The organism is Rhodococcus sp. (in: high G+C Gram-positive bacteria) (genome assembly GCF_049286785.1).
Classification (GTDB): domain Bacteria; phylum Actinomycetota; class Actinomycetes; order Mycobacteriales; family Mycobacteriaceae; genus Rhodococcus_F.
Genome location: NZ_JBAQEO010000402.1, coordinates 1 through 20,703, shown reverse-complemented (window position 1 = coordinate 20,703; position 20,703 = coordinate 1). Strand labels below are relative to the sequence as shown.

Annotated in this window: 24 protein-coding genes and 1 pseudogene; 14 read left to right on the top strand and 11 right to left on the bottom strand. The window is 65.9% G+C overall.

All coding sequences use genetic code 11. The features are described 5' to 3' along the window. Together WAW17_RS15140 and WAW17_RS15135 are read left to right on the top strand one after the other, a co-directional pair. Positions 1–1,494 (top strand): ABC transporter substrate-binding protein/permease (locus WAW17_RS15140; RefSeq protein WP_422333771.1); only part of this gene is annotated, 1,494 nt, incomplete at its 5' end. Between the two features lie 4 nt (positions 1,495–1,498). After that, complete coding sequence (locus WAW17_RS15135) at positions 1,499–2,242, top strand: amino acid ABC transporter ATP-binding protein (RefSeq protein ID WP_422333770.1); 744 nt, start codon at positions 1,499–1,501, stop codon at positions 2,240–2,242. A gap of 4 nt (positions 2,243–2,246) precedes the next feature. On the opposite strand, the gene WAW17_RS15130 is transcribed toward WAW17_RS15135, so the two are convergent. Then, entirely contained in the window at positions 2,247–3,248 is a 1,002-nt protein-coding gene (locus WAW17_RS15130) for a PHP domain-containing protein (protein ID WP_422333769.1), read from the bottom strand. A gap of 154 nt (positions 3,249–3,402) precedes the next feature. On the opposite strand from WAW17_RS15130, the gene WAW17_RS15125 reads away from it, so the two are divergent. The 5 genes from WAW17_RS15125 (at position 3,403) to WAW17_RS15105 (ending at position 7,101) form a co-directional block, all read left to right on the top strand. Continuing rightward, positions 3,403–5,478, top strand: a complete 2,076-nt coding sequence (locus tag WAW17_RS15125) for a PhoX family protein (RefSeq protein ID WP_422333768.1) — start codon at positions 3,403–3,405, stop codon at positions 5,476–5,478. Positions 5,479–5,524: 46 nt separating this feature from the next. Beyond that, entirely contained in the window at positions 5,525–5,989 is a 465-nt protein-coding gene (locus WAW17_RS15120) for a hypothetical protein (protein ID WP_422333767.1), read from the top strand. 158 nt (positions 5,990–6,147) lie between these two features. Beyond that, on the top strand, positions 6,148–6,429 hold the full coding sequence (locus tag WAW17_RS15115; protein WP_422333766.1) for a type II toxin-antitoxin system RelE/ParE family toxin: 282 nt from the start codon (positions 6,148–6,150) through the stop codon (positions 6,427–6,429). 50 nt (positions 6,430–6,479) lie between these two features. Then, positions 6,480–6,773: a HigA family addiction module antitoxin gene (locus WAW17_RS15110; RefSeq protein WP_422333765.1), complete on the top strand. Its 294-nt coding sequence runs from the start codon at positions 6,480–6,482 to the stop codon at positions 6,771–6,773. A 157-nt stretch (positions 6,774–6,930) separates the two neighbouring features. Next, positions 6,931–7,101 (top strand): hypothetical protein, encoded by a 171-nt coding sequence (locus tag WAW17_RS15105; protein WP_422333764.1) that lies wholly within the window; start codon positions 6,931–6,933, stop codon positions 7,099–7,101. A gap of 425 nt (positions 7,102–7,526) precedes the next feature. Here the strand turns inward: WAW17_RS15105 and WAW17_RS15100 are convergent, their stop codons facing one another. After that, positions 7,527–7,856, bottom strand: a complete 330-nt coding sequence (locus tag WAW17_RS15100) for a cupin domain-containing protein (protein WP_422333763.1) — start codon at positions 7,854–7,856, stop codon at positions 7,527–7,529. Positions 7,857–8,060: 204 nt separating this feature from the next. On the opposite strand from WAW17_RS15100, the gene WAW17_RS15095 reads away from it, so the two are divergent. Continuing rightward, the gene (locus WAW17_RS15095; RefSeq protein WP_422333772.1) at positions 8,061–8,471 is read left to right on the top strand and encodes a pyridoxamine 5'-phosphate oxidase family protein; all 411 of its coding nucleotides are present in this window, start codon (positions 8,061–8,063) and stop codon (positions 8,469–8,471) included. Between the two features lie 5 nt (positions 8,472–8,476). On the opposite strand, the gene WAW17_RS15090 is transcribed toward WAW17_RS15095, so the two are convergent. The 3 genes from WAW17_RS15090 to ggh form a co-directional block, all read right to left on the bottom strand. Beyond that, positions 8,477–9,496: a TIGR03842 family LLM class F420-dependent oxidoreductase gene (locus tag WAW17_RS15090; protein WP_422333762.1), complete on the bottom strand. Its 1,020-nt coding sequence runs from the start codon at positions 9,494–9,496 to the stop codon at positions 8,477–8,479. Positions 9,497–9,523: 27 nt separating this feature from the next. Then, entirely contained in the window at positions 9,524–10,270 is a 747-nt protein-coding gene (locus WAW17_RS15085) for a glycoside hydrolase family 25 protein (protein ID WP_422333761.1), read from the bottom strand. Between the two features lie 63 nt (positions 10,271–10,333). Beyond that, complete coding sequence (ggh, locus tag WAW17_RS15080) at positions 10,334–11,671, bottom strand: glucosylglycerate hydrolase (protein WP_422333760.1); 1,338 nt, start codon at positions 11,669–11,671, stop codon at positions 10,334–10,336. Positions 11,672–11,869: 198 nt separating this feature from the next. Here ggh and WAW17_RS15075 point away from each other — a divergent pair, with 198 nt between their 5' ends. The 6 genes from WAW17_RS15075 to WAW17_RS15050 all read left to right on the top strand — a co-directional run bounded on the left by WAW17_RS15075 (position 11,870) and on the right by WAW17_RS15050 (position 17,226). After that, positions 11,870–12,217, top strand: a complete 348-nt coding sequence (locus WAW17_RS15075; protein WP_422333759.1) for a YciI family protein — start codon at positions 11,870–11,872, stop codon at positions 12,215–12,217. Then, a complete protein-coding gene (locus WAW17_RS15070; protein ID WP_422333758.1) occupies positions 12,214–13,434 on the top strand; it encodes an RNA polymerase sigma factor in 1,221 nt (406 codons plus the stop codon). Before WAW17_RS15075 ends, WAW17_RS15070 begins: the two co-directional genes overlap by 4 nt. A 111-nt stretch (positions 13,435–13,545) precedes the next feature. Beyond that, positions 13,546–13,752, top strand: a complete 207-nt coding sequence (locus WAW17_RS15065; RefSeq protein WP_422333757.1) for a heavy-metal-associated domain-containing protein — start codon at positions 13,546–13,548, stop codon at positions 13,750–13,752. Between the two features lie 29 nt (positions 13,753–13,781). Next, the gene (locus WAW17_RS15060) at positions 13,782–14,663 is read left to right on the top strand and encodes a hypothetical protein (protein WP_422333756.1); all 882 of its coding nucleotides are present in this window, start codon (positions 13,782–13,784) and stop codon (positions 14,661–14,663) included. Beyond that, positions 14,663–16,909, top strand: coding sequence for a heavy metal translocating P-type ATPase (locus WAW17_RS15055; RefSeq protein ID WP_422333755.1), 2,247 nt, complete (start codon positions 14,663–14,665; stop codon positions 16,907–16,909). The genes WAW17_RS15060 and WAW17_RS15055 overlap by 1 nt, the downstream gene beginning before the upstream one ends. A gap of 2 nt (positions 16,910–16,911) precedes the next feature. Then, entirely contained in the window at positions 16,912–17,226 is a 315-nt protein-coding gene (locus tag WAW17_RS15050; RefSeq protein WP_422333754.1) for a metal-sensitive transcriptional regulator, read from the top strand. Between the two features lie 156 nt (positions 17,227–17,382). Here WAW17_RS15050 and WAW17_RS15045 read toward each other — a convergent pair whose 3' ends face one another. The 6 genes and pseudogenes from WAW17_RS15045 to WAW17_RS15020 form a co-directional block, all read right to left on the bottom strand. Then, positions 17,383–17,604, bottom strand: coding sequence for an RGCVC family protein (locus WAW17_RS15045; protein WP_422333753.1), 222 nt, complete (start codon positions 17,602–17,604; stop codon positions 17,383–17,385). A gap of 235 nt (positions 17,605–17,839) precedes the next feature. After that, the gene (locus WAW17_RS15040; RefSeq protein ID WP_422333752.1) at positions 17,840–18,502 is read right to left on the bottom strand and encodes an IclR family transcriptional regulator; all 663 of its coding nucleotides are present in this window, start codon (positions 18,500–18,502) and stop codon (positions 17,840–17,842) included. A gap of 179 nt (positions 18,503–18,681) precedes the next feature. Further along, positions 18,682–18,948 carry a cytochrome C oxidase subunit IV family protein gene (locus WAW17_RS15035; protein WP_422333751.1) on the bottom strand — a complete coding sequence of 89 codons (267 nt, stop codon included), beginning with the start codon at positions 18,946–18,948 and terminating at the stop codon, positions 18,682–18,684. Then, positions 18,945–19,535 (bottom strand): cytochrome c oxidase subunit 3, encoded by a 591-nt coding sequence (locus WAW17_RS15030; RefSeq protein WP_422333750.1) that lies wholly within the window; start codon positions 19,533–19,535, stop codon positions 18,945–18,947. Before WAW17_RS15030 ends, WAW17_RS15035 begins: the two co-directional genes overlap by 4 nt. Then, positions 19,532–20,290, bottom strand: a complete 759-nt coding sequence (locus WAW17_RS15025; protein ID WP_422333749.1) for a hypothetical protein — start codon at positions 20,288–20,290, stop codon at positions 19,532–19,534. Before WAW17_RS15025 ends, WAW17_RS15030 begins: the two co-directional genes overlap by 4 nt. Positions 20,291–20,508: 218 nt before the next feature. After that, a pseudogene (locus WAW17_RS15020) lies at positions 20,509–20,703 on the bottom strand (hypothetical protein); the annotation flags it as partial.

Genomic DNA, 20,703 nt, shown 5'->3' with positions numbered 1-20,703 from the left:
ATCTGCATCAATTCGGACAACGAATTCACCGGCTACGACAACGAACTCCTGAAGGCCGTCGCCGAGAAGCTGGGGCTGCGCGTCGACTTCGTCGGCACCGAGTTCGCCGGACTGCTCGCGCAGGTGTCGGGCCGCCGTTTCGACGTCGGGTCGTCCTCGATCACCACCACCGATGAACGACGCAACACGGTCGGCTTCACCAACGGCTACGACTTCGGCTACTTCTCGCTCGTCGTTCCCAGCGGTGGTGCGATCAAGGGCTTCGAAGACCTGAACGCGTCCACCCGCATCGGCGTGGTGCAGGGCACGGTGCAGGACGATTTCGTGGTCAACACCCTGAAGCTCGACCCGGTGAAGTTCCCCGACTACGCCACGGCGTACGCCAACCTGAAGACCGGCCAGATCGACGCCTGGGTTGCGCCGTCGCAGCAGGCCGAAGGTTCGATCGCACCCGGTGATCCCACGTCGATCGTGGAGAACACCTTCAGCGTCAACAACTATGTGGGCTGGGCCGTCGCGAAGGAGAATCAGCCGCTGATCGACGCGCTGAACTCCGGTCTCGACGCCGTCATCGAGGACGGCACCTGGGCCCGGTTGTACTCCGACTGGGTGCCGCGCGAGCTGCCCGACGGTTGGAGGCCCGGCAGCAAGGCGGCACCGGCGCCGGATCTGCCGGACTTCGCCGCCCTCGCCGCCGAGAAGCCCGACACCACTACCCCGGTGAACGAACCGAAATCGACTCTCGCGCAGTTGAAGGACACCTTCTTCGACTGGGAGCTCTACAAGCGGGCGTTCCCGGATCTGCTGAAGACGGGTTTGCCGAACACGCTGATCCTGGCGCTGGCGTCGGGAATCGTCGGCACCGTGCTCGGCATGCTCCTCGCGATCGCCGGGATCTCCCGCACCCGCTGGCTGCGGTGGCCCGCCCGCATCTACACGGACGTGTTCCGCGGGCTGCCCGCCGTGGTGATCATCCTCATCGTCGGCCTCGGTGTCGGCCCCGTCGTGAAGGGTCTGACCGGCAACAATCCGTACTGGCTCGGTGCCGTGGCGCTGTCGCTGCTGGCCTCCGCGTACATCGGGGAAATCTTTCGGTCCGGCATCCAGAGCGTGGAACCCGGCCAGCTCGAGGCCGCCCGGGCGCTCGGCTTCAACTACCGCAAGTCGATGTCCCTGGTGGTGATTCCTCAAGGAGTGCGACGGGTCCTGCCGGCGCTGATGAATCAGTTCATCTCCCTGATCAAGGACTCCTCGCTCATCTACTTCCTCGGGTTGCTCGTCACCCAGCGGGAGCTGTTCGCCGTCGGCCGGGACCTCAACGCGCAGACCGGCAACCTGTCACCGCTGGTGGCGGCGGGCCTGTTCTATCTGGCCCTGACCATCCCGTTGACGCACCTCGTCAACTACATCGACCACCGCCTGCGCACCGGTCGCGCCGATACGTCCGGCACGCTCGACCCGCTGGAACAGTCCATCGTCGTGGAAAGGGGATAAGGCCGTGACCAGCTCCGTCAAGAGCGCCGTGTCTCTCACCGGTACCAATCTGCATCTCGCCTTCGGCCCCAACAAGGTGCTGCGCGGTGTCGACATCCATGTGGACGCCGGAAAGACCGTCACCGTGATCGGACCGTCCGGTTCCGGTAAGTCGACGTTGCTGCGGGTGTTGAACCGCCTCCACGAACCGGATGAGGGAGACATCCTCATCGACGGTATATCGGTTGTGAAGGACAATCCGGACAAGCTTCGTCAGCGGATCGGGATGGTGTTCCAGCACTTCAACCTGTTCCCGCACAAGACCGTGGCCGACAACATCGCTCTCGGTCCACGCAAGCTCAAGGGGCTCTCCAAAGAGGAGGCCCGGGCGCGGGCCCTCGAACAACTCGAACTGGTCGGGCTCGTGGAGAAGGCCGACTCCCGGCCCGGCAACCTGTCGGGCGGGCAGCAGCAGCGGGTGGCGATCGCCCGCGCACTGGCCATGAAACCCGAGGTGATGTTCTTCGACGAGGCCACCTCCGCACTCGACCCCGAACTGGTGAAGGGTGTGCTGGCGCTGATGGCCGACCTCGCGCAGGGCGGCATGACGATGGTCGTGGTCACCCACGAGATGGGCTTCGCACGGGAGGTGTCCGACACCGTGCTGTTCATGGATCACGGCGCCGTCGTCGAGACCGGGACACCCGATCAGCTGTTCGGCAGTCCGGAAACCGAACGGCTGCAACAGTTCCTGTCGCAGGTGCTGTAAGCCGTCACATCCTGGTCCACTCGAGCAGCTCGTCGACGGGCAGGGTGTTCACCACGTCCGACGGTTCCACCCCGCGTTCGGCCGCTCGTTCGCAGGCGTAGCCCTGCCAGGCGAGATGACCGGCGGTGTGCGCATCGGTGGCGATGGAGAACACGCATCCGCTGTTCAGGGCGAGGTCGATCAACCGGCTGGGCGGATCCCGTCGCTCGGGGCGCGCATTGATTTCCACCGCGGTGCCGTACTCGCGGCACGCGTCGAACACCCGCTCGGCGTCGAACTTGGACTCGGGCCGGGTGCGCTCGCCGTCCACGATCCTCCCGGTGCAATGCCCCAGTACGTCGACGTGCGGGGACCTAACCGCCTGCAGCATCCGCTTGGTCGTCGTCGCGCGGTCGCCGTTCAGATGGGAGTGCACGCTCGCCACCACGATGTCGAGGTCCGCGAGCAGATCGTCGTCCTGATCCAGCGACCCGTCGTCGAGGATGTCGACCTCGATGCCCGTGAGAACGCGGAACGGTGCGAGCTCGGCGTTCAGTTCGGCCACGGCGTTCAGCTGGGCGAGCACCTGCTCAGGGGAAAGACCGTTCGCGACCGACAGCCGCTGCGAGTGGTCGGTGACCGCGCAGTACTCGTGCCCCAGGTCCGCCGCGCGCCGCATCATCTCCTCGAGCGCGCATCTGCCGTCCGACCAGTTCGAATGCGTATGCAGATCACCTCGGAGTGCGTCGACGAGTTCCGTACCGCCGAGCCCGATCGGTTCGGCGGCACCGCGCAGATACGTCAGATACGGAGGCGTCGAACGGTCGCACTCACGAACGATCGCGGCGGCCTCGATTCCGATGTCGGGCACCGACATCCACGCTTCTGCCCGATAGGCCGCTCGTTCCTCGCCGGTCATGTCGGCAACGACGTCCGCGGCCCGCCGGAACGCGGCTATCCGGTAGGCCTCGGCACGCGACCGCTCGAGCCAGAACGCTATTTCCCTCAGCGCCTCGACGGGGTCCATACCTCCATGGTGCGCGGCAACGTGGCCGCTGGCTAGACACAATTTCAGCGGATGGGAGTCCTTATTGTCCGGACGTTCACGCATCCGTTCCCTGCTTCTCGCTTCATGCTTCTACGGTGCCGGAGTTGTCCACTTCGACCCGGGAGTATCCACGGTGAGCCTGAAACCCCTCGCACTGTTCGTCAAGCATGACGGAATGTCGTCGCGCGCCTCGGTCACCTGCCGGTACAAGTGCGGTAACGCGTGCTCGCACCAGGTACCGAACACGTCGCAGGGGGAGTACTTCCAGGACATCGCGCGCGTGGCGCTGTCGCGGCGCGGAATGCTCCGCGGCGCCGGGATGACGGTGCTCGCCGTGGGCGCAGGTAGTGCACTCGTCGCCTGTTCGGACGATGCGGACAGCGGGTCCGGCACGACCACGAACGGCAGCAGCAGCGGCGGCGCCGCGCCCGCCGGCACCGACTTCGCGGCCGTCGCGCCCAACACCGAGGACACCGTGGTCATCCCCGAGGGATACGAGCAGGCCGTCGTGATCGCCTGGGGCGACCGGGTGCTCCCCGACGCTCCGGTCTTCGACTTCGACAACCAGACCGCCCGGGCGCAGGCAATGCAGTTCGGCTACAACAACGACTTCGCCGGTCTCCTGCCGGTCGAAGGTCAGCCGAACACCTTCCTACTGGTGGTCAACCACGAGTACTCGAGCGAACCGTTCATGTTCAAGAGTTACGACGCCGAGAACCCGACACCCGAGCAGTTCGAGATCGCCCTCGCCGCGCACGGCATGACGGTGGTGCAGGTGAAGGGTGAGTCCGCGTCCGGCAGGCTCACCCCCGACTTCGGCCCCTACAACCGGCGCATCACCGCCACATCGGAGTTCGCGGTCACCGGACCGGCTGCGGGAAGCGGCTTCCTGAAGACGTCCGCGGATCCCACCGGCACCAAGGTGCTGGGCACCCTGAACAACTGCGCGGGTGGCGTCACACCATGGGGCACGGTGCTGTCGGGGGAGGAGAACTTCAACCAGTACTTCGGTAACGCCGAATCCGTCACCGACCCGGTGGCGGCGGCAAGACTGAAGCGCTACGGCGTGGAAGGTGCTGCCTCCGAGCGCAAGTGGGAGCGTTTCGACCGCCGTTTCGACTTGGCTCAGGAACCCAACGAGGTGAACCGTTTCGGTTACGTCGTGGAGGTCAACCCGTGGGACGCGGCGTCCGTGCCCGTCAAGCACACCGCCCTCGGTCGGTTCAAGCATGAGGCGGCCACGATCTACGTCACCGATGACGGGACCATCGTCGCCTACAGCGGTGACGACGAGCGGTTCGACTACATGTACAAATTCGTCTCCAGCCGGAAGATGATGGAGGGCGGCAGCCAGGCGGCGGTGCGGCACAACATGACGCTCCTCGACGCAGGCACCCTCTACGTCGCGAAGTTCACCGGCAACGCGCCGGACGAGATCGACGGGTCCGGCACCCTGCCGTCCGACGGCACGTTCGACGGCACCGGTGTGTGGATCCCCCTGCTTCGCACCGCGGAGGACGGCAAGGGCGAATCGCTGGTGGACGGGATGAGCGCCGAGGAGGTGGCTGTATTCACCCGTCAGGCCGGTGACAAGGTGGGCGCCACCAAAATGGACCGTCCCGAGGATTTCGAGCCGAACCCGAAGACCGGCAAGGTGTACGTGGCACTCACCAACAACTCCAAGCGCGGTGTCGACGGGGCGGCAGCCGCCGACGAGGCCAACCCCCGCAACAACAACAAGAACGGGCAGGTCCTCGAACTCGACGATGACCACACCGGGACCGGCTTCACCTGGAATCTCCTGCTCGTCTGCGGTGACCCGAAGGCAGCCGACACCTATTTCGGCGGATTCGACAAGGACAGCGTCAGCCCCATCTCCTGCCCCGACAATCTGGCGTTCGATCCGCACGGCAACCTTTGGGTCTCCACCGACGGCAACGCGCTGAAATCGAACGACGGCCTGTTCAGCGTCGTCCTCGAAGGCGACAACCGTGGCGAGACGAAGCAGTTCCTCACCGTTCCCCACGGCGGCGAGACGTGCGGCCCGATCGTCAGCGACGAGCGAGTCGTGGTCTGTGTCCAGCATCCGGGCGAACTCGACGATGTCAGCGCGGACAACCCGGCGTCGCACTGGCCCGACGGCCGCGACTCGCAGCCGCGTCCCGCGGTGGTCGCGGTCTGGAAGTCGGGCGGCCTGATCGGCAGCTAGGTTCGGGTCCCACGGGCTGCTCCTGCCCGGACCCGATCCGGGCGCCGTGGACGTCGCCGCATTCCATGACCTGACCCGCCGCGACAACACCGCGCCGTCGGAGATCGGGAGGCAACTGGGCACCACCCTCGACGTGATCCGTCACCTCCTCGAAAAGCACCCCGCGCCCGCGTCGCCTGCTGCCGCACAGCAGTTCGGACGCCGCGCCGCCCTGAATGCGGCCGAGGAAGCGTTGAGCCGCTCGCAGTTCGTCGACCTCTACTGCCGGTCAGCGGCGAACACTGCGGGAACTCGGATACGAGGTGGGCCGCGATGTGCCGCAAATGAACCGGATCGCGAAAAGATACGGCATCCCGATTCGCCCACCGAGCGAGGCCTGCCGTACCCGCTCACTGAGCGAGTCGCACTGATGGGCACTTTTCGTCGATCGTGGCGCAGGGACCCGGGTCTTCGAACTACACGGAAGTCACCGCTCGTGGCCACCGCAGACGAGTTCTCAGGTCGTGGTTGATCCGTGGCCTTCGAACCAGGTCGGGATCGGCGGGGCTCGGTCGTCGCTGGAAGAGTCGGTGGCTCAGCGGGCCGTCGAGCCCTCGAGGATCTCGGGAGGCATAGCCGTAATATGCATAACGTTGTGCGTTATTAACGCATTGCGTTACACTGGGGCGGGTGATCGAATCGTTCGCCGACAAAGAGACCGAGCGGGTTTTTCATCGACAGTTCTCGAAGAAGCTCCCGCAGGACATTCAGCGGATCGCCCGGCGGCGCCTTCTGTTGATCGACGCGGCCACCGATGTCAACGACCTGCGAGTTCCCCCGGGCAACCGCCTGGAGAAGCTCTCCGGAGACAGGGTGGGCCAGTACAGCGTCCGGATCAATGATCAGTACCGCATCTGGTTCATCTGGCGCGCCACAGCCGCGTACGACGTGGAAATCACCGACTATCACTAACCACCAGACAGGAACCAGCGTCCCTCCGACCAAGGAAAGGAACACCGACAATGACTACAGACCTGAGCCCCATTCATCCCGGCGAGATCCTCCGTGAGGACTTCCTCGAGCCTTTCGGTATCACGCAGAACCGCCTGGCCACGATCATCGGTGTTCCGCCTCGACGGATCAACGAGATCGTGCTCGGCAAGCGGTCGATCACCGCAGACACTGCGCTGCGGCTGGCCAAGGCGTTCGGCAACAGTGCACAGTTCTGGCTCAACATCCAGGACCGCTACGAGCTCGACATTGCGGCCGACAAGCTGGGCGACACCCTCGCCAAGATCACGCGTCTCTCGGCGTGAGTATCGGACTCAGGACCAGGCGGACGATCTGGCCCACTCGCAGAGCTGCAGTTGGCCACAACACCGCTGGTGAGCATCAACGTTTGTCGGGTTCGGTATCGAGTCGTCGTCGCCTGTTGTGGTTGCCGCAGACGAGTTCTGGAGTTGTGGTCCATTCGTGACGTTCGAGCCAGGCCAGGACCGGTGGAGGCAGGTCGTCGTTGGAAGAGCCGGTGAGCAGCGGGCCGTCACGGCACCTCGAGCAGCTGATCACCACGACGTGGCCGTGCGGTTGACAGCGGGCACAGTGGCGCGCCGCGTGCGGCTCGCCGCGTTCGTCGAGGTGTAGCCACACGGTGGCGAGGTCGTCACGGTGCGGGACGAGGTCCCGACGCGTGGCGGGTTGATGTCCACAGGTGGGGCATGCCAGCGGTCCGGCGGCCTGGTGTTGGTGCCGTGGAAACCGTTGACCGAGAATCCTTCTCCTCGGGGAGGTCGGCCGCAGCGGTAAGTCTGCGCTGGTCGTGGCGGCAGGTGACGGTAGAGGGTGGAGCGGGTCAGCCCGGTCTTGTCGGTGATCTCGGCGATGGGGCAGCGAGAACCTACAGACCGCCCCGGCACTGCACTCGTCGTGGCGCTGCACGGCCGCGGGTCCGACGAACGTGACTTCGGTGGACTCGCCGAACAGCTGCCCGCCGGAATCACCGTCGCCTCAGTCCGCGGCCCCATCCCGGAAGGTGGCGGCTACGCCTGGTTCGCGAACCACGGCACCGGTCAGACCTTGGCCACCGTGAGAAGAACTACCGAGTCCTCGAGGGCTTCGAGCTGATGTCGCGACTCGGGGACCGCCAGGAGGTCCCCCGTCATGGCATCCCACTGGGCGCCGCCGGTCGTCAGTCGCACTCGACCCTGGAGTACATAAAACGTCGCTTCCCCGGGGCTGACGTGATCAGCCAGCGACTGCCCCTTCACGAGAGCGACGACCGTGTGCCGCAGGACATGCTCGTGTCCGCCGTACACGGTTTCCGCGCTCCGCCCGCTCGCCGCGCCCGCGGCATGGGCGAGAAGGTGCCGCGCTACTGCGATCAGAGAATGCTTCTTCATGGGATCAACACCTTCCGACAGTGCCAACCACGGTAGAAGACCAGGGCCAACCACGGTAGAAGACCAGGCCACTCGGGCGCGAGCAACGGTGTGCGGGGGTGGCACACGATCCGATCGGCAATACCCTGCGTCGGCGGGCCGATCGTGATGTGCTTGAGGCGCTCACACGAGGCAGGCCGAAGGATCGGAGAGATCATGAGCGAGATGTCGAACACTGACGAGCCCATCACCGTCCTCACCGAGGAACAGAGTTGGAAACTGCTCGGAACCGAACATATGGGTCGGCTCGTGGTGATTGCGGACGGCCGCCCGGACATCTTCCCCGTCAACTATGCGATCCGGGACCGCAAGTTGTTCTTCCGGACGGCGGAGGGCAGCAAGCTGGTCGAGTTGACCGTGCATTCGGAGGTTGCGTTCGAGGTGGATCATATCCGGGAGGACACCGCGTGGAGTGTCGTGATACACGGGCGCGCGCGAGTACTGCTCCGTTACAACGAGATCGAGGCGGCCGAGGAACTGGACCTGCAGCCGTGGGTGCCGACTCCGAAGTACAACTTCGTCGAGATCACGCCCACCGACATCAGCGGCCGTAGCTTCGTGTTGGTCCGGAAGTAGTCAGCTCACGAAATCGCGGTGACCGGCGGACGCAGGGCGGGGATGACGTGTTCGCCGTACGCGGCGAGCGTGTTGTCGTTGTCGTCGTGCTGGAGGTAGATCGCGAACTGGTCCACACCGAGGTCCTCCAGTTCGCGTAGCCGTTCGATGTGATGCGCGGCGTCCCCGAGAATGCAGAACCGGTCGATGATGTTGTCGGGGACGAAGTCGGCGTGCGGGTTTCCCGCCCGTCCGTGTTCGTTGTAGTCGTAACCAGACCGCTGCTTCACGTAGTCGGTGAGCTCCGGCGGCACGGCACGGGCGTCCGACCCGTACCTGCTCACGATCTCGGCGGCATGATTGCCGACCATGCCGCCGAACCAACGGCACTGCTCACGCTGATGTTCGATGTTGTCGCCCACGTAGGCGGGGGCGGCGACGCAGATCTTGACGTCGTCGGGATTGCGGCCGGCGTCCGCTGCGGCATTCTTGACGCGCTCGATCATCCAGCGCGCGATGTGCGGATCGGCGAGCTGCAGAATGTAGCCGTCCGCGATCTGCCCGGTCAGGTCGAGCGTCTTGGGACCGTACGCGGCCATATACATCTCCAGCCGCGAGTCGCCTCCCCACGGGAACAGCACCTCGTGCCCTCTGACGTGTGCCGCCCTGCCGTTGGCCAGTTCGCGGATCACCTCCACCGACTCGCGCAGCGTGGCCGCATTCGCGGGCGCAAGGCCGAGGGTCCGTACCGCGCTGTCACCGCGGCCGATGCCGCAGATCGTCCGGTTGCCGAACATCGAATTCAGCGTCGCGAAGGTGGAGGCGGTCACCGTCCAGTCCCGCGTCACCGGGTTGGTGACCATCGGGCCGACCGTAACCATCCTGGTGGCGGCCAGTATCTGGCTGTAGATGACGTTCGGCTCCTGCCACAACAGGTGTGAGTCGAACGTCCACACGTGGCTGAACCCACGGTTCTCCGCCGCCACAGCCAGTTCGACCAACCTCGACGCCGGCGGATTGCATTGAAGTACGACACCGAAATCCACGGCTTACCCCCAGCGGGTTGGGTTGGCTCAGCTACCGAAAGGTGATGCGCTGTTCGAGTACCGGGCGAAGTCGCCCTGTGCTCCGCTGTACACGTTGAGGTCCACGTTTCCGGTGACACCGGGGATGCGACCCGTGCTGGTGTACTGCCAGAACGTCCAGTTGCTCCAGCCGCCGGGGAGCGGTCCGGGTGCGTTCCGGCCGTTGTAATCGGCGATCCACAGCGGATAGTTCACGAACTCGTCGGTGTTCGCCATCGCCGTACGCCAGAAGTTCGGATACGTGTAGATGATGGGTTGACGTCCGGTCAGTGCCTGGACCGTGTTCAGGTAGCGGTGCGTCCAGTTGATCAGCGCCGCCGGCGCCAGACCGCCGGAATGCTCGATGTCGAGCACCGGGGGCATGTCGCCGGGTCCGTTGATGCCGAGCACCACCGTCGAATAGAAGGCGGCCTGCGCTTCCGGCGACTGCGTCGGATCGGCGTAGTGGTAGGCACCCCGCGCCACGCCGGCCAGTCGCATGGCGAGACAGTCCTGGATGAAGTACGGGTTGACGTAATTCAGGCTTTCGGTGGCCTTGACCATCGCAAAGTCGTGCCCGGTGTTGCGGACCGCGAACCAGTCGATCGGCGACCCACCCGGATGCTGCCACGACGCGACGTCGGGGCCGCGAACCGGTTCGGCGGCCGCGAATCCCGGTACAGCGGCCGCCACCACGCCGGCGAGCAGCAGCGGTGTGATCTTCGAGAACTTACGGAACTTCGCCCCGAGTGCCATGCGACCGAGGGTAACGCCTTCTCGCGCCACACACGTCCCAACTGTCTCAACGCGCTGCACGAATCAGCCGAGCCAGTCCAGGACGGCGGCGGCAGTCCACGACTGCTGCATGCTGCCGAGCGGTTCACCGGTGAACGGTTCGTAGTATTCGGCGAAGCTGCCGTCGCTGGCCTGGCGCAATCCCTCGGCCCGCAGCAGGTGCGCGCGCTCGGCCCACCCACGACGGGCAAACGCCCAGGAGAACAGCCAGGTCATCACCGGCCAGACCGGGCCGCGCCAGTACTCGCGTGGACGGAAGTCCCGCGACACCGGCGACGTCGAGGGCGGCACCGCATATCGAAGGTCGGGGTGCCCACAGAACTTCGGGCCCTCGAAGGTGCGCAGCAGTGCGCGCTCCGCGTCTCGGCTCAGCCCGCCGCACAGCAGAGGTGAGAACATCGCAAGCGTCTCGGTGGCGATCCATCTGCCGCTGCGGAGATCGAAATCGCGGGCCGCGCCCGTGCGTCCGTCGGTGGTGGCGATGACGCCCTGACGGAATCGGTCTGCCCAGCCGCGTAATTCGCGGACGTCGGAATTCGGCCGCGAATGCTCCTCACCGATGGTGGCCAGCACATCGCACGCCATCGAGAACACCGCGCTCACGAACACATCCTCCACAGCGAAGCTCATGGCGGTGGCCAGCTGGGCGTCCTCGTAGCGGACCGTCTTCATCTCCTCGAGCAGCCACAGGTACCGGTCGTACTCCACGTTGGACGGCCGCTGTGAGGTGTCGGTGACGACCGACAGATCCTCCCGCAGGTAGGTGGGCAACTCACCGGGCACGACGTTGGCGTACGAGTGGTCCCAGCGCGGCGAGTTGTCCATCCCGGACTCCCACCCGTGGTACAGGGCGATCCGCCCGTTGCCGTCGAGATCGCGGGCGGTGGCCAGCCACCGGTGCCACCGGACGAGGTCGGGCCAGCGCCGGTCGAGGAACTCCTCGGCCACCGCCCGGGTGCTGCGACCGTGCCGTCGAGAGTGGTCCAGGATGCGCTGAACCGCGATGGCGTGCACGGGAGGCTGCGTGATCCCTGAGGTATGGACGTCACACGGGGCGTGGGCCGCGAGGGTCTTGGACTCCCACCGGGTCGGGCCGGGGAAGTAACCGTCCACCCCGTTGGCGAACACGATGTGCGGGATCATCCCGTTCTTCCACTGCGCCGACAGCAGGGTGTCGAGTTCCACCACCGCGCGCTCGACGCTCAAGGGTGCCAGACCGACCGCCACGAAAGCCGCATCCCAACTCCACATGTGCGGGTACAGACGCGGTGCGGCGCTGGTCATGGTGCCGAGATCGTTGCCGCGAAGGAGATACGCAGCGCGTGCCGCAAGTTGTGTATGAGTGAATCCACGGTCGGCCATTGACCCATTCTGCGACTGCAGGCCGGTGTGCGCTCGCCGGGTGCCGCTGTCGCGGACGTGACGGGTTCGCGCGACGAATGCGCAGCTGTGGTTGTACTGAAGATTTCTCGCGCCGGACTGTCGAATAATGAGATCGCGGTTCGTGTAGGGAGTGAACAACGTCCGCGGCGCAGCCGCACCACCCGAGGAGGAACCGACATGTCGCAGTATCTGCTGAGCGTGTACCAGCCCGACGGCCCCGTGCCGGAGGAGGAGGTTTTGGACGCCATCGCCCGCGACCTCGACGACATCAACCGGGAGATGACCGACGCCGGCGTGTGGGTGTTCGCCGCCGGGCTGTGCGCCCCCGACACCGCCACCGTCGTGCACGCCCGCGCCGGCGAAGTCCTCATGACCGACGGGCCTTACCTCGAAGGCAAGGAGCACCTCGGCGGATTCACCATCGTCGACGTTCCCGACCTGGACGCAGCCCTGCACTGGGCTCGCAAACTCACGCGGGCGACGACGCTGCCCATCGAGGTCCGGCCCTTTGCGCACGGATCGTGAGGGCGCACAACGACATCGATGGGATTTTCCGCGCCGAGCACAGCCGCGCGGTCGCCGTCCTGGTCGGCGTCCTCGGCGACATCGACCTCGCCGAGGATGCCGTCCAGGAAGCGTTCGTGGAGGCCATGCGACGCTGGCCGGCCGCCGGGATTCCGCCGAGCCCGGCGGGTTGGATCATCACCACCGCACGCAACCGGGCGATCGACCGACTCCGGCGGGAGGCCTCCCGTTCCGACCGGCATGCGGAGGCCGCACTGCTACACGCCCAGAACTCGCCAGGGGAGGAGGACACCGTGCGCGACGACCGATTGCGGCTGATCTTCACGTGCTGCCATCCCGCGCTCGCCCCCGCGGCGCGAGTGGCGCTGACCTTGCGGCTGCTGGGCGGTCTCGATACCGCGGAGATCGCCCGCGCCTTCCTGGTCACCGAGTCGGCCATGGCACAGAGGCTGGTCCGCGCCAAGCGCAAGATCCGGGACGCGCGGATCCCGTACCGGGTCCCGGACGACGCGGACCTGCCCGGCCGGCTGCAATCGGTGCTGGCGGTGGTGTATCTGATCTTCAACGAGGGGTATGCCGCGTCGACAGGGGATCGCCTGGTCCGCGCCGACCTGTGCGCCGACGCGATCCGGCTCGGCCGGGTGCTGGCAGACCTGATGCCCGACGAGCAGGAGGTCACCGGCCTGTTGGCGCTGATGCTGTTCGCCGAGTCGCGCCGCAGCGCGCGCACCGGCCCCGACGGCGCCCTCGTGCTGCTCGGCGAACAGGACCGGTCGGCGTGGGATTCCGGTCTCGTCGCCGAGGGCCGGGCCTTGGTCCGCGCGTGCCTGCGCCGAAACCAGCCAGGGCCTTACCAGGTCCAGGCCGCGATCGCCGCCGTCCACAGCGATGCCCCGACCGCCTCGGACACCGACTGGTCGCAGATCCTGCAACTCTACGACCAGCTGATGGCGCTGGCTCCCACTCCGGTGGTGGCGCTCAACCGCGCCGTCGCCGTCGCCGAACTGCATGGTCCCGCGGCAGCCCTTGACCTCGTCGACGACCTCGGCCTGACTGACTACCACGTATTCCACGTGGTCCGCGCCGACCTGCTACGCCGGCTCGGACGCACCGCAGAGGCTATTACCGAGTACGCCGCCGCCATCGAGGCAACCGACAACGAACCCGAACGGGCGTTCCTCCTGGGCCGGTTGGGTCAGCTCGCCGAACCCGACTGACCCGGAACCAGCTACAAGAGCCCGGCGGGGACACCCACCCCTTGCGCATATACCGTAGGGGGGTATGGTAACTAATAGTCAAGGAAACCCCGCGCGAGGAGAACCACCCACATGAGCACCGCCACCATCACTGTCACCGGCATGACCTGCGACCACTGCGTCTCGTCGGTGAGCGAGGAGATCGGCGCCATCCCCGGCGTGACGTCGGTGGACGTCGATCTGGCCAGCGGCAAGGTCACCATCGAGAGCGAAGACCCCCTCGACCCCGGTGCCGTCAGTGACGCAGTTCAAGAAGCCGGGTACGAAGTAGCCGACTGATCACCTACCTGCACGCAGGAGAGCCCACCATGAATACGTTCCGAACACTTGCACTGTTCGCTGTGGGTCTGGGCGTGGTCTTCGTCGCTGCATTCGGTATCGGTTCGGCGATCGGACCGGACATCGAGGCGCCGGCGCCAACTCACAGCGGTGACGACGACCACGCCGCAGCCGCCGACGTCCACACCCTCACCTACGGGTTGACGTCGTCCGCGAATGGCTACACCCTCGTGCTCGCGTCATCCACGACATCCACCGGAAGTACTGCGCCAGTGGCGTTTCGGATCATCGGACCGGATGGCGCTCCCGTCACCGCCTACACCGGGGAACACGAGAAGCTGCTGCATCTGATCGTGGTCCGCCGCGACCTGTCCGGATACCAGCACCTCCACCCCGAACTCGACGACTCGGGGACGTGGAGTGCGCCAATCGATCTCACGAGCGGCGGCGACTATCGCGTGTATGCGGACTTCACACCAGAAGGGGGAGAGGGCACCACCCTCGGTACCGATCTGCGAGTCGCAGGCCCTTACGATCCGCAGCCACTACCTGCTCCCACCTCGACCACCACGGTGGACGGGTACACCGTCACCCTCGATGGGACTCTCCACACCGGACACGAGTCGAATCTGACGTTGTCGGTGAGTCGCGACGGACAGCCCGTCACAAATCTCCAGTCCTATCTGGGCACCTATGGTCATTTGGTGGCGTTGCGTGCCGACGACCTCGCCTACCTGCACGTTCACCCCGACGGCCATCCGGGCGACGGCGTCACCGCCGCTGGACCGGGCCTCGACTTCGCGATCACGGCGCCGACCGCGGGCTACTACCGCCTCTATCTCGATTTCCAGCACGACGGCGTGATCCGCACCGCCGAATTCACTGTCACCGCAAGCAGAGAGGGGGAGTAATGAGCTCCACCACTGCACCCGTCGTCCGTGAGATCGAACTCGCGATCGGTGGCATGACGTGTGCGTCGTGCGCCAACCGCATCGAGCGGAAGCTGAACAAACTCGACGGCGTCACCGCCACCGTCAACTACGCGACCGAAAAGGCGCGCGTGCAGTACGCAGACGAGGTCTCACGTGAAGACCTCGTCGCCACCGTGGAACAGGCCGGGTACACCGCACAACTGCCCCGGACCGCGGTCCCCGCCGGGCCGGAGGCGGACCCTGCGGCGTTGCTGCGGCAACGACTGCTCGTCTCGGCCGCGCTGACCGTGCCCGTCATCGCGATGGCGATGCTTCCGGCGCTGCAATTCACCAACTGGCAGTGGCTCTCACTCACACTGGCCGCGCCGGTCGTGATGTGGGGGGCGTGGCCCTTCCACAAGGCCGCCTGGACCAATCTGCGGCACGGCACGGCAACCATGGACACCCTGGTGTCGATGGGCACGCTCGCCGCACTCGGCTGGTCGGTGTACGCACTGTTCTGGGGCACGGCCGGGACACCGGGGATGACGCATCCGTTCGAGCTCACCATCTCCCGCACCGACGGCACCGGCAACATCTACCTCGAGGCCGCCGCCGGTGTCACCACCTTCATTCTCGCGGGCCGGTACTTCGAGGCGCGGGCAAAACGCCGGTCCGGCGCCGCACTGCGGGCACTTCTCGAAATGGGTGCCAAGGACGTGTCGGTGCTGCGCGACGGCGTCGAACGGAACATTCCCATCGACCAGCTCGTGGTGGGTGATCACTTCGTGGTCCGGCCCGGCGAGAAGATCGCCACCGACGGCGTGGTCGTCGAAGGCTCGTCCGCGGTGGACGCGTCGATGCTCACCGGCGAATCCGTGCCGGTGGAGGTGTCGCCGGACTCCGAGGTGGCCGGCGCCACCGTCAACGTCGGCGGCCGAATCGTGGTTCGTGCCAGCAGGATCGGATCGGACACCCAGCTCGCGCAGATGGCGGAGATGGTCGAGGACGCGCAGAACGGCAAGGCCGAGGTACAGCGCCTCGCCGACCGGATCTCCGGCATCTTCGTCCCGATCGTGATCGCCCTGTCCGTTGCCACGCTGGGCTTCTGGCTCGGCACCGGCGGCTCGGTCGCCGCGGCGTTCACCGCCGCCGTCGCGGTCCTCATCATTGCCTGCCCCTGTGCACTCGGGCTCGCCACCCCGACCGCCCTCATGGTCGGGACCGGTCGCGGTGCCCAGCTGGGCATCTTGATCAAGGGACCCGAGGTGCTCGAATCGACTCGCCGTGTCGACACCGTGGTCCTCGACAAGACGGGCACCGTCACCACCGGCGCCATGTCGCTGCTCGAGGTGGTCGCCGTCGACAGCGAGGACGAGGTCCTGCGGTACGCCGGAGCGCTCGAAGACTCGTCCGAGCACCCCATCGCGCGGGCGATCACCCGAGCCGCCCGCGAGCGCCTCGGCAGTCTTCCCGCCGTGGATCAGTTCGCCAACATCGAGGGACTCGGGGTGCAGGGCGTGATCGAGGAACACGCGGTGGTCATCGGCCGCCCGAGGCTGCTCCGCGACTGGTCACTTCATTTGACGCCCGAACTCGAGCGTGTGGTGGCGTCCGCGGAAGCGGAGGGCAGGACCGCCGTCGCGATCGGCTGGGACGGCAAGGCCCGCGGCGTGCTGGTGGTTGCCGACACGATCAAACCCACCTCCGCCGAGGCGGTGTCGCAGCTTCGCGAGCTCGGCCTCACCCCGATCATCCTCACCGGCGACAACGCCGCCGCCGCACGGACGATCGCCGATCAGGTAGGCATCGAAGAGGTGATCGCGGAGGTCCTACCCAAGGACAAGGTGGACGTCATCGCACGGCTGCAGGGCGAGGGCAAGGTGGTAGCCATGGTCGGAGACGGTGTCAACGACGCTGCCGCACTCGCGCAGGCCGACCTCGGCCTTGCGATGGGCACCGGCACCGACGTCGCGATCGAGGCCAGCGACCTGACCTTGGTCCGCGGCGATCTTCGGGTCGCGGCCGACGCGATCCGCTTGTCCCGCAGCACACTTCGGACAATCAAGGGCAACCTGTTCTGGGCGTTCGCGTACAATGTGGCAGCGCTGCCACTCGCCGCCGCGGGACTGCTCAACCCGATGCTCGCGGGAGCCGCCATGGCGTTCTCCTCGGTGTTCGTCGTGACCAACAGCCTGCGGCTCCGCCGTTTCCAACCGCTCACCACCGAGAACCGAGGAGCCTGAAGATGAGCGCCCCCGACACCGGAATCGCCCACGCCGGGCACGGATACATGAGCGCCAAGGAGGATTACCTCAAACGTCTCCGCCGGATCGAAGGCCAGGCGCGTGGTCTGCAGCGGATGGTCGAGGACGAGAAGTACTGCATCGACATCCTCACCCAGGTGTCGGCGATGACCAAGGCCCTGCAGGCCGTTGCGCTGGGCCTGCTCGAAGACCACATCAGCCACTGCGTCGTCGACGCCGCTGTCGCGGGCGGTCCCGAAGCCGACGCAAAGATCAAGGAAGCCACCGACGCCATCGCCCGCCTCGTGCGTTCGTGATGGTGGGGTGAATCCGCCGGCCTTCTCTGCTTTCTCGTAGCTGTGCAGGGCATCGGCGGCGTGCTGGTACAGCCGGGACGGCACAGCGACCTCCACGGTCACATACAGACCCCCGGGTGGTGCCGCCACGGCGGAGCAGAAGAGACTCTGATTTCTTCAGTACCGGGTGTAGTGCTGCGTGGTCGTATGTTCATCAGCGCAGATGCACTTCCGGTCGAGGTTCCGATCCGAGGTCACGGCACAAAATCGAATTCCGAGCGGATCGTGGGAATCCAGGCTGTGCTGACATGCCGCGCAGGACGGCGTCGATTCCACTGCAAGGTCAGGTGCCGGAAAAACCTCGGTAGAATTCGACACATCAGTCGGGTTCGACGCCATGGTGGTGCTCCAGTTCTCGGCCGTTCAACTGCAGACCGGCTTGGGCGCGAGGACGACATGGCTTGACGGCGCATATTCGAATTGCCCTCGACATCTCCACGTTACCCTCTTCCCCACTTTTGGCTCCGCGGATAACCGACCGCCCACTGTGTGTCACCGCAGGGAGCCATTTCCGAACGCACCGACCGTTCACCCAGTGTCACGATTGACAGGTCGGCTGGTTCGGCCCGTTTGTTCACCTTCCTGGCTTGTGCGCGCAGCTGGAAGACTGCCCCGGGATGAACCCGAGCTCGGAGGACAGTTCGGCTGCAGCCGTCATGACCGTCGGCCCGAGTTCCAGTCGGCGTTCCCGGGTCAGGCGTGGTGTCGGCCCGAGCACACTCAGCGCACCCAACAATCGGCCAAAAGGTCCGAAGACCGGCGCCGACACTGCAGCGGCCCCTTCGATACGGTCGACCACGGAGTGCCCGAACCCGCGTTCGGCGATGACGTCGGTGATGTAAGCAAGCTGGACCGGATCGGTGATCGTCACCCCGGAGTGTGGATGCAGCTCGGCGGATAACACGTGCTGGCGGTCCTCAGGATTGACGAATGCAAGCAACGTAAGCCCGGTACTTCCGACATGTAGAGGCGAGCGTCGTCCGATCTCGACTCGCATCCGCACCGGCTGTGTGCTCTCGATCTGCGTCACGTTGATCCACTCGAGGCCGGCGAGAACGCTCAGTGCCACGGTCTCCCCGCTCAGCTTGTAGAGCCGATGCATGTAGGCCACCGCGACCTCCTGTATGGGGGCAATCCTGCATGACGCGGGCGCCGAGTGCTGCCGCCACTTGGCCGAGCCGGTAGGTGCGGGTGACCTTGTGGCTTCAGGGTGGCACAGGTTGGCCGACCACGACACGTCACGCCGCTACGAGGGTGGAATGCGGGCAAGGACCTGTCGTTTGTGCCGCTGCGACCCGAGTGCGTGGTCGAGGCGCGTTACGACCACATGGAGGGCCGCCGGTTTCGGCATACCGCGCAGTCAGCGCCCGGCGGCCTTCGACGTCGGCGACATTGTGCCGAGTCTGCGGTAGGCGGTCACCCGAGTAGGCACATCGCGCTGAGCACAGTACCCACGACCACGACCCAGCCGCCGAAGGCGATGCGAAGCACCCGCGGCGCGTGGCGGATCTCCATGAACTCCCGGCCGACGATCCACGCCTTGAGGAACGCGAGCAGCAGCGCGACCGTGGCCCCGGTCCTCGCGACATCCGCTCCTGCGCCGTGGATCGACGCTACGAGCCACGAGACCAGCGTCACGGCGACAAGCGCGGCCCAGACAAGGTTGTTGCGCGCCGCGCTCATATGGCGCTCAGATACACGAGGGGGAAGATGACAAGCCACAGCAGATCGACCATGTGCCAGTAGGTCGCGACCCCTTCGACGACGACGCGATCACTGCTCTTCGGTTCCAGACGGACCACGACGCGGCGGACGACCAACAAGCCGGTGAGCCCCAGCAGAAGGTGTAAGAGGTGCAGCCCGGTGAGCACGAAGTACCAGGTGAAGAAGGTGTTCACGCCGGGACCAATGCCGTTGACCAGCAGGTGAGTCCACTCAAACAGCTTGACCGCGACAAACGCGACGCCGCAGATGATGGCTCCGAGGGCGAACCGGCCCGCTGAACGGTCACCGCCGCGATGGCGCTGGACCAGCTGGGCGACGAGCAGCGAACTGGTCAGCAGGATCAACGTGTTCGCCACGCCCACAACAACTGTCAGCTCTTGTCGCGACTGCGCGAACATCGCTGGGCCGCTGTTGCGGGCGGCGAGGAACGAACAGAACAGCACTCCGAAGACGACGAGGTCCCCCAGCACGAGAATCCACAGTCCCGGCTCCCCCGGGACGTGCTCACCGGGGACCGGGCGTGTTGAGAGGGTGGTCTCGGTCATGCAGCCGCCGAGATGGACGAATCCGGAGTGAGGGCCGAACGACGGATCGCCCAGGCCATCGCGAGCATCCAGATTCCGAAGTCGAAAACCGGTATCCAGTAACTGAGGATGCCGTGATAGGCGAGCGGCCCGGTCTTGAAGAACAGCAGCGCGGCACCGGGTAGCAGAAGGACGGCCACCGAGATGTTCAAGTATCCGAACCAACGCGGGAGCACAGTTTCCCGGTTGGTCAGGATCGCGACCGCGATGGCTACCGCCTGCAGTGTGAACGGCACCGCTGAGATGAAAGCCATGAACCAACCGAGGTCATGGAGAGCCTGGGTGATCTCTGGGCTTCGCTCCGGCCGGAAGGCAGCGACCGCAAGAATCATCGCGAAGAGCATCAGCAGGGCGGTGCCCGCCGCTCCGATGATCGCCTGCAGCAGCCCAAGCGGCCGGCCCGGCCCCTCGATCCGGCCGAGGACAACCTTCATCCCCGCGACCAGCACGGCAAACAGCGTCGTGCCGAACAGCAGCAGGAAGATCCCCACTCGCTTCAATGCGGTGTGGGACTGGTAAAAGACCTGGATGTGCTCGGCGGACCAGTCGGCCTTCGGCGGCGGCATGTATTGCGACAGCAGCAATCCCACAAAAATGAGCACCACGGCGGCGACGCCGGCGACCGCATAGGCGGTCTGCAGGGGCGCGTTGGCAGCACGCTGCTGATCAGGTGCTGCCAACGGAATACCTGCCGCAACCGGTTCGCCTGTTCGCACCTTGTTCTCCTCTTCGATCCTCACGGTCAGCTGTTCCGCTGATCACAGTAGGTGACTGCGCATGAGGTCGAACACGTCCACGGGTGCCAAGTCTGACCCGCCCGGGCCTGGTTGACCTCGACGACTCGGTGGACGACGCGCAGACCCAGCGTGAAACGCGCCGCTCCCGAAGTGCAGGCAGGCAGCGATCAGGATGGCAAGTGGGACATAGTTAAGCTTTAGTGGTCGTCGAAGACGCCGAACAGACGTGCCACCCATTTATCGATCGAATCCCAGACCGTGCCCTCAACGCGCTCGAGGCCTCCGTGCCACATTTCCCATGCACACCCGGCGTCGTCTCGTATATCCAATGTGACTGCATTGTCGGAGGCGTCGCGGCACACCCCGACGAGCTGGTCGATGTCCGGCAACTC